The sequence below is a fragment of the Photobacterium sp. 1_MG-2023 genome (genome assembly GCF_030547945.1).
Lineage (GTDB): Bacteria > Pseudomonadota > Gammaproteobacteria > Enterobacterales > Vibrionaceae > Photobacterium.
Genome location: NZ_JAUORR010000034.1, coordinates 34,703 through 41,362 on the forward strand (window position 1 = coordinate 34,703; position 6,660 = coordinate 41,362).

The 6,660-nt window shown below is 52.3% G+C and carries 5 protein-coding genes; 1 reads left to right on the top strand and 4 read right to left on the bottom strand.

All coding sequences use genetic code 11. The annotated features are described in order from the left end of the window. Positions 1-217: 217 nt before the first annotated feature. The 4 genes from Q4579_RS20530 to Q4579_RS20545 form a co-directional block, all read right to left on the bottom strand. Entirely contained in the window at positions 218-1,633 is a 1,416-nt protein-coding gene (locus Q4579_RS20530; RefSeq protein ID WP_303566657.1) for a sigma-54 dependent transcriptional regulator, read from the bottom strand. Then, the gene (locus tag Q4579_RS20535) at positions 1,630-3,342 is read right to left on the bottom strand and encodes a transporter substrate-binding domain-containing protein (protein ID WP_303566658.1); all 1,713 of its coding nucleotides are present in this window, start codon (positions 3,340-3,342) and stop codon (positions 1,630-1,632) included. Before Q4579_RS20535 ends, Q4579_RS20530 begins: the two co-directional genes overlap by 4 nt. 224 nt (positions 3,343-3,566) lie before the next feature. Then, positions 3,567-4,025 (bottom strand): GNAT family N-acetyltransferase, encoded by a 459-nt coding sequence (locus tag Q4579_RS20540; RefSeq protein ID WP_303566659.1) that lies wholly within the window; start codon positions 4,023-4,025, stop codon positions 3,567-3,569. After that, on the bottom strand, positions 4,022-4,492 hold the full coding sequence (locus Q4579_RS20545) for a GNAT family N-acetyltransferase (protein ID WP_303566661.1): 471 nt from the start codon (positions 4,490-4,492) through the stop codon (positions 4,022-4,024). Before Q4579_RS20545 ends, Q4579_RS20540 begins: the two co-directional genes overlap by 4 nt. 407 nt (positions 4,493-4,899) lie before the next feature. Here Q4579_RS20545 and Q4579_RS20550 point away from each other — a divergent pair, with 407 nt between their 5' ends. Then, positions 4,900-5,820, top strand: coding sequence for a LysR substrate-binding domain-containing protein (locus Q4579_RS20550; RefSeq protein WP_303566662.1), 921 nt, complete (start codon positions 4,900-4,902; stop codon positions 5,818-5,820). Positions 5,821-6,660: the final 840 nt, after the last annotated feature.

Below are 6,660 nucleotides of genomic sequence, written 5' to 3' on the forward strand. Positions count from 1 at the left end.
ATTTAAAGAAGCAGAATTGTTGCAAGCATGATGCCAAATTGTTCTATTGGCATATCTGTTTGATTTTTATCATTTTTTGTCCTTAGCAGACAGTGGCATGTGATGCAATGGGGTATAACCAAAGGAATACCCAGAAAAGGCAACGAGATAAACTGTATAAAAACAGACGGTTACATACATTCCTTTGGTTATAGTCATCAAGCAGGTTATAGGGGTTTCATTCACCCGTTTGTGTTTTCTTCAACCGCTTACTCAACGCAGGCTGCGAAATCCCCAGCAGTCTGGCTGCCAGTGACTGATTCCCGTCTGAACGGCGCATCGCTTCCTGTGTCAGTAAATCCCCGATGTCCTGTAACGAAGGCAAAGGCAGATCCGGATCGAACAGCATGACTTCTGCCTGCGCGACAGATTCAGGAGCGGACTTTTGCTGCGCCAATACCCGGCGAAACACGTCCATCGACAGCATTCTGGCGCGATGCTGACTCATCGCGTCATAGGCCAGCGCCCGTAATTCCCGGATGTTGCCGGGAAAGGTGTAATTCGCCAGCAGCACTGGCAGCTCCTTAGGAATCGTGGGCTTTTCTTTGCCCAGCTCATCGGCGGCTTCCTGCAAAAAATGCTCGAGCAGTAGCGGAATATCCAGACGGCGTTTTCGCAGTGGCGGAATGTCGACCTGATGGGTTTTGAGCCGGTAATAGAGATCTTTGCGGAACTCGCCAGCCGCCTGTTTCCGGACCAGATCCTGATGCGTGGCCACCACAATTCTGGCTTTCAGGCGTTTGGGCCGATCGCTGCCAAGCGGGTAGTATTCCCCTTCCTGAATCAACCGGAGTAATTTCACTTGCGAGGCCTGACTCAGATCGCCAATCTCATCCAGAAAGAGCATCCCGCCCGCGGCCTGCTCAATCAGTCCGCCGCGAGCCGCATCTGCTCCGGTAAAAGCCCCGCGATGATGGCCGAACAAGGTATCCGCAAAGACATTATCGTCCAGCCCGGCCACATTCACGCTGATCAATGGGCCATTTCGGTTGCTTAAACGATGCAGCGCCCGGGCAATCAGCTCTTTGCCGACCCCACTTTCCCCGCATATCATCACGGGCTGGCTGCTGGGTGCGACCGACTCCAGATACTGAAACACCGAGCGCATAGCCTTATCCCGGGTGATGATACTGGCAAACACCTCCGGCCTTTCCAGTGTGTCGGTGAGAAACCGACGACGCAGAGCGTAATTTTCTGCCTGCATCTCCTGCAGTAAAATGACGCGCTTCACCCCTTCCACCAGCCGGTTCTCTTCCGTGGTTTTCACGAAATAATCGTGGGCCCCAAGCCGGATACAATTCATGGCCGTTTCAGCCTGATTCAGGCCGCTGATAATGATCACGGCGACTTCCGGAAATTCGGCTTTGATCTGCGTCAGCAAGGCTTCACCGGACAAATGCGGCATTGTCAGATCCAACAGCACCAGCCCGATATTCTCCCGCTCTATCATTGCGATCGCTTCACGGCTGTCCTGACACTGAAATATATGGTTAATCCCGCCACGGCGTTCCAGCACAATGCTCAGACTTCGTAAAAAGGCCGGTTCATCATCGACCAGTAAAACGCCAAATGCCGGATATGGATTACTATTCATGAATCAGAATTCCTTTGATGGGCAGGCAATGCAAGCGTGACGCAGGTCCCTTGCTGCGGAATGGAGTCGTAGGTCAGCGTCCCGCCATGTTCACTGACAATACTGAACGAAATCGACAGTCCCAGCCCGGTTCCGCCCTGCTCCCGTTTAGTGGTAAAGAAAGGATCGCTCAGACGCGACACATGTTCAGGATCAATGCCCTGTCCCTGATCCCGTACTTCCAGGATGAGTTTTCTGTCCACAGGGAGGTATGCAGTCCGAACCTGAATCGCCTGTTCCGGTGAGCTCAGGGCCTGACAGGCATTGATGATCAGATTAATCACCACCTGTTCAATGCGTTGTGCGTTCCCTTCAAAATCAGGCAGGTTATCGCCGTAAATCACGGAGAAATGATGTGTCGACTGGGAAATCGTGCGATCCACTAAACGAATCGCTGCCGCCGTGACTGTATTCAGATCGACATGATCACGGCAATTGGTGGGTTCCTGACGGGCAAAATCTCTTAAATCGTCCACAATGCGACGAATTCGCTGCGTGCCTTCCAGCATCTCATCCAGCATCGATGGAATTTCATCCCGCATCCGGCTGTAGGACAAACCGCCCAGTGAAAAATCACCATGCTGCTGGTAATGCGCTTCAAGAATGTCTTCCGCATCCTGATAGGCATCTTTCAGCAACGGCAGATTCAGCAATAACAGACTGCTGGGATTATTGATCTCATGCGCCATCCCGGACACTAAGATGCCCAGAGACGTCATTTTATCGGCCTGAATCAGTTGCTGTTGCTGCAATTGCTGCGCCTCTGTTCTGCGTGCGACTTCCCGGCTGAGGGCACGGTTCCAGATCATAATGCCGCCCAGCACCAGCAACAGAATCCCCGACACCACGGCGGCAGCCATGCCCAGTTGCTTCCAGCTCACGCTCTGGTTTTCCAGCGGTCCCAGCCATTTGTCGTAAATCGCCTGCTGACGGCCGGTATTTTTCAGAATCGCCAGCCCTTCGCTGAACTGGGCCAGCAGATCTTCATTCCCTTTCAGCACCGCATAACCGTAATGCTGCGCGCCCAGCGGCCGCCCCACCGGCATGATGTTCGACAGTTCCAGCGCCTTGCCGGTATACAATCCAGGCAGATTGGCGACCAAGGCATAATCATGTTGACCGGAGGCCAGCAACCGGAGGGCATCGGCATGAGAGTCCACCAGGACCAGTCCGGCACCGGGTTGCTGATGGTTCAGAAAATCATGCATGGCACCGCTGTGCTGTACGATGACCGATTTGCCGCTGAGGTCAGCTAAACCCAAAATCGGTTCAGCCCCTTTTCGGGCAAAAACGGACTGATGCACAATGGCGTGCGGGGGAGAAAAACTGTAGCGCTGTTGCCGTGCGCTGGATTGCACCATCCCTTGAACAATATCAATATCACCCTGATCAAACTGACGCCGGATATCTTCCCAGCCGCCCATCCGGAACTCAACCTGAATGCCCATGACTTCAGCAATCGCGCGGGTCATCTCGGTGTTGTATCCATCCGGCTTGCCATCTTCATTGATAAACTCATAAGGTGGATATTGATGATCGCCACCAACGACGATGACCTCCCGCCCCTGGGCAGCCAGCACACTGACACTGCCCAGCAAGACCAGCCCCGCGCCCAGACAACGCATCCAGTTCCGCCAGGCAGCACGACAGTCATCTACGTTCAGAGGCATGCTGAGTTCCTTTATCCGCCCGGTTTTATCGCAGCCTTCTCAGCCGAAAACCGTCTCATGAGCCATGCAGGAGAAAGGTGATTCTTCTCCCAATTGAATGACCGGATATTTTATAGATTTGTTATCAATAACCAAGGGAGGATCAATCGGAATGCAGCAAGAATTCGATCTGAATTGAAGAAAATACCAGGTTCACAGCATTGGTGCCTGTTGGACAGAACATTCTATAGATCCGCAAAATTCAAACGCAGCCTGAGCATATCCCGGTGCTGTAAGCCATGCTCAAAAATGGGTTCATCATAATGGTCCGTAAAAAAATCTTTTTCGACGGATGCCACCCGAAACCCCATTTTCTGATAAAACGTCAGCTGATAGCCAAAAGTGCCCGTGCCCAGCTCGACAACGGCCACACCGAGCTTTTTCAGCCGGGGAAACAAGGCGGACAGCAACTGTGAGCCAATGCCCTGCTGCTGATAGAGAGGATCAACAGCCAGATTGAAAATCTCATAAGTGCCGGGTTTCGTCTCTTTAGCGACACAGACACCCAAAATTTCTCCCCCAACAACCGCCGCCAGACAATACGCATCATTCAGGTAAGCCCGAATACAGGTTTCTGAGGGATCGGCTTCCAGCAGCAATGCCATGGGAACCAGCGTTGGATCGACATGTCGGAATTCAATCATCGTAAAGTCAGCACCATATTCAGTTCTCTCTCGGTTTGACCGGCCACCTGGAAGCCCGCCTGTTCATAGCGACGTTTCGCCCGAAGATTATGCGGATACACATTCAGCTGAAGGACATGCGCCTGATGAGCGGCAACCGCGATGCGCTTTGCCGCATCAATCAGAATCTGACCGACCCCGTGCCCCTGATAGGCAGATTTCACATACATCTGCGTGATCAACGCCACGTGATTTTCCAGCGCTGAGACACCACAGAGCCCCATCAGTAATTCACCATCAAAAGCACCCAGCATCGTATGGTGCGGATCCTGCGATGCAATTTTCTGCTCAAAATGCATTTGAGCTAACTGCCGCTGCGCCTCATAATTGGCACCAAAACACTCTGGATGCAAACGCAGACTTTCCAGGCGAATGTCCCGGTAAGGCTGAAGATCGGCAGGCGTTAGCGCCCGTACTTTCACATTCATCTGATGTTTCCTGAAGATTCCTTTCCCTCAGCATCTTAACCACAAACTCAATGGGTTGCACAATAAAAAGTCCGGCCTTCATCCTGAAACTCAGCGCTGTTCCATCCCTGGACTGGCCTGTTTCAGGATAAGAAGCGGTGATAGTCCGAAGCACGGGGTGGCTCAGAAGTCAGCCCTAAATCCCGCTGTAAATGGGGTGACAAATGTTCTGCAGGCTGCAGTGATTTTTCTTTGTCAGGTCCGCATTTTTCAGATTTTGACTGCCAGAACAGCTGAAAATTAAAGATTCGGTTCATCGCAAGTCTGATCATGTTTTATCCCTCAATTCACATCTCTTGCGGGAATTATGCGTATAATGACGTTTATCAACGAACGATGATTTGTGACACCAACTATAAGCTGAGATTATGGACAATCGACTCCAGTACTTATCCGGTTTGCGCTACTTTGAGGCAGCAGCCCGCCGCCAGAGCTACAGTAAAGCCGCGGAAGAACTGTTTGTCAGTCAGGCGGCTGTCAGTCAGAAAATTCGACAACTGGAGGAATCTCTGGGATGCAAACTGTTTTACCGCCAGGGTCGAAACATGATGCTGACCCCGCAGGGATCCAGTCTGTTCACCGATGTTTCCCGCGGATTCGACCAGATTCTCGCAGGGTTGAACCGTATTCAGGCCGAGCCGCTGGAAGGCATTCTGACCGTGAACACTTCCCGTTCATTCGCCTCACGCTGGCTGATGCCGAGATTGTGGAAATTCACCATGATTCATCCCGATATCTCCATTCGGGTGGATGCCACCGCAGAAAACCCGGACATGAAATACGGCCGGGCAGATTTGGCAATTCGTCAGGGATTTAAAAATGACTTCGGCGACGGTATTCAATCCTGCATCTTATATGAAGAGCCGGTTTATCCGCTCTGCTCACCAGAACTGGCGCATTCCATCAAGTTCACGCACCCGGAACAATTGCTGAAATGCTGGCTGGTGCACTGGGCGGAAACCTGCAATTTAACCTGGGCGCGATGGTTTGAGGCTGCGGACGTCCACATGCCGGAGCGTAATCTGCAATGGATGGAAGTGAGCACCTTCGAAATGGGTCTGAATGCTGTGATGGCAGGTCATGGCGCCTGTTTAGGCACCTTAAGTCTGGCGGGGGATTATCTGGACAATGGGCTGCTTGTTCAACCCTTTGATATTGGCCTGGTGCCCGGTATCCGCTACACCCTGTTTTACGACCCGACTTCCCCGCGCATGGCCCGTGCTCAGGCTTTTATCGACTGGCTGAAACAGGAAGTGAGTCTGCTGCAAACAGAGCGGGCGCTCCCCTGAGCGTCCATGCGTCGTCCCCGCTTCCCCCGTCGTTCCCGCGCAGGCGGGAACCCAGTGACGTTGATGCGCCAGAGCTTCATCTGAGTGCTGTAAACGATTCTGCCGAATGGCTGATCCTTACTGTGATTTAATCTATTCCATGATGATTTTCGTGTGTTTTTAACCCGGCGCCCTATGGATTCCCGCCTTCGCGGGAATGACGGTAAGTGGTTGATTTAAAATATAGATGAACTTGAGGTGCCGCTCCAGCTCTTCCCCCGTCGTTCCCGCGCAGGCGGGAACCCTGTGACGTTGATGCGCCAGAGCCTCGTCTGAACGTTGGGATGAGTGTACAGAGTGGCTGAACCTCGTTGTGGTTTTATCTGTGCAGTGATGATTTTCTCATGCTGTTAACCCGGTGCCCTATGGATTCCCGCCTTCGCGGGAATGACAGTAAGTTGTTGATTTAAAATATTAAAACACAGATGAGCTTGAGGTGCCGCTCCAGCTCTTCCCCCGTCGTTCCCGCGCAGGCGGGAACCCAGTGACGTTGCTGCGCCAGAGCCTCGTCTGAGCGCTGTAAACGATTCTGCCGAATGGCTGATCCTTACTGTGATTTAATCTATTCCATAATGATTTTCGTGTGTTTTTAACCCGGCGCCCTATGGATTCCCGCCTTCGCGGGAATGACGGTAAACAGTTGATTTAAAATATTAAAAAGTTAATTTTGAGGTGTCATTCCAGCCATCTCACGGTAACCACTTGTCTCCGTCATCCCCGCTTCCCCCGTCGTTCCCGCGCAGGCGGGAACCCAGTGACGTTGATGCGCCAGAGCCTCGTCTGAACGTTGGGATGAGTGTA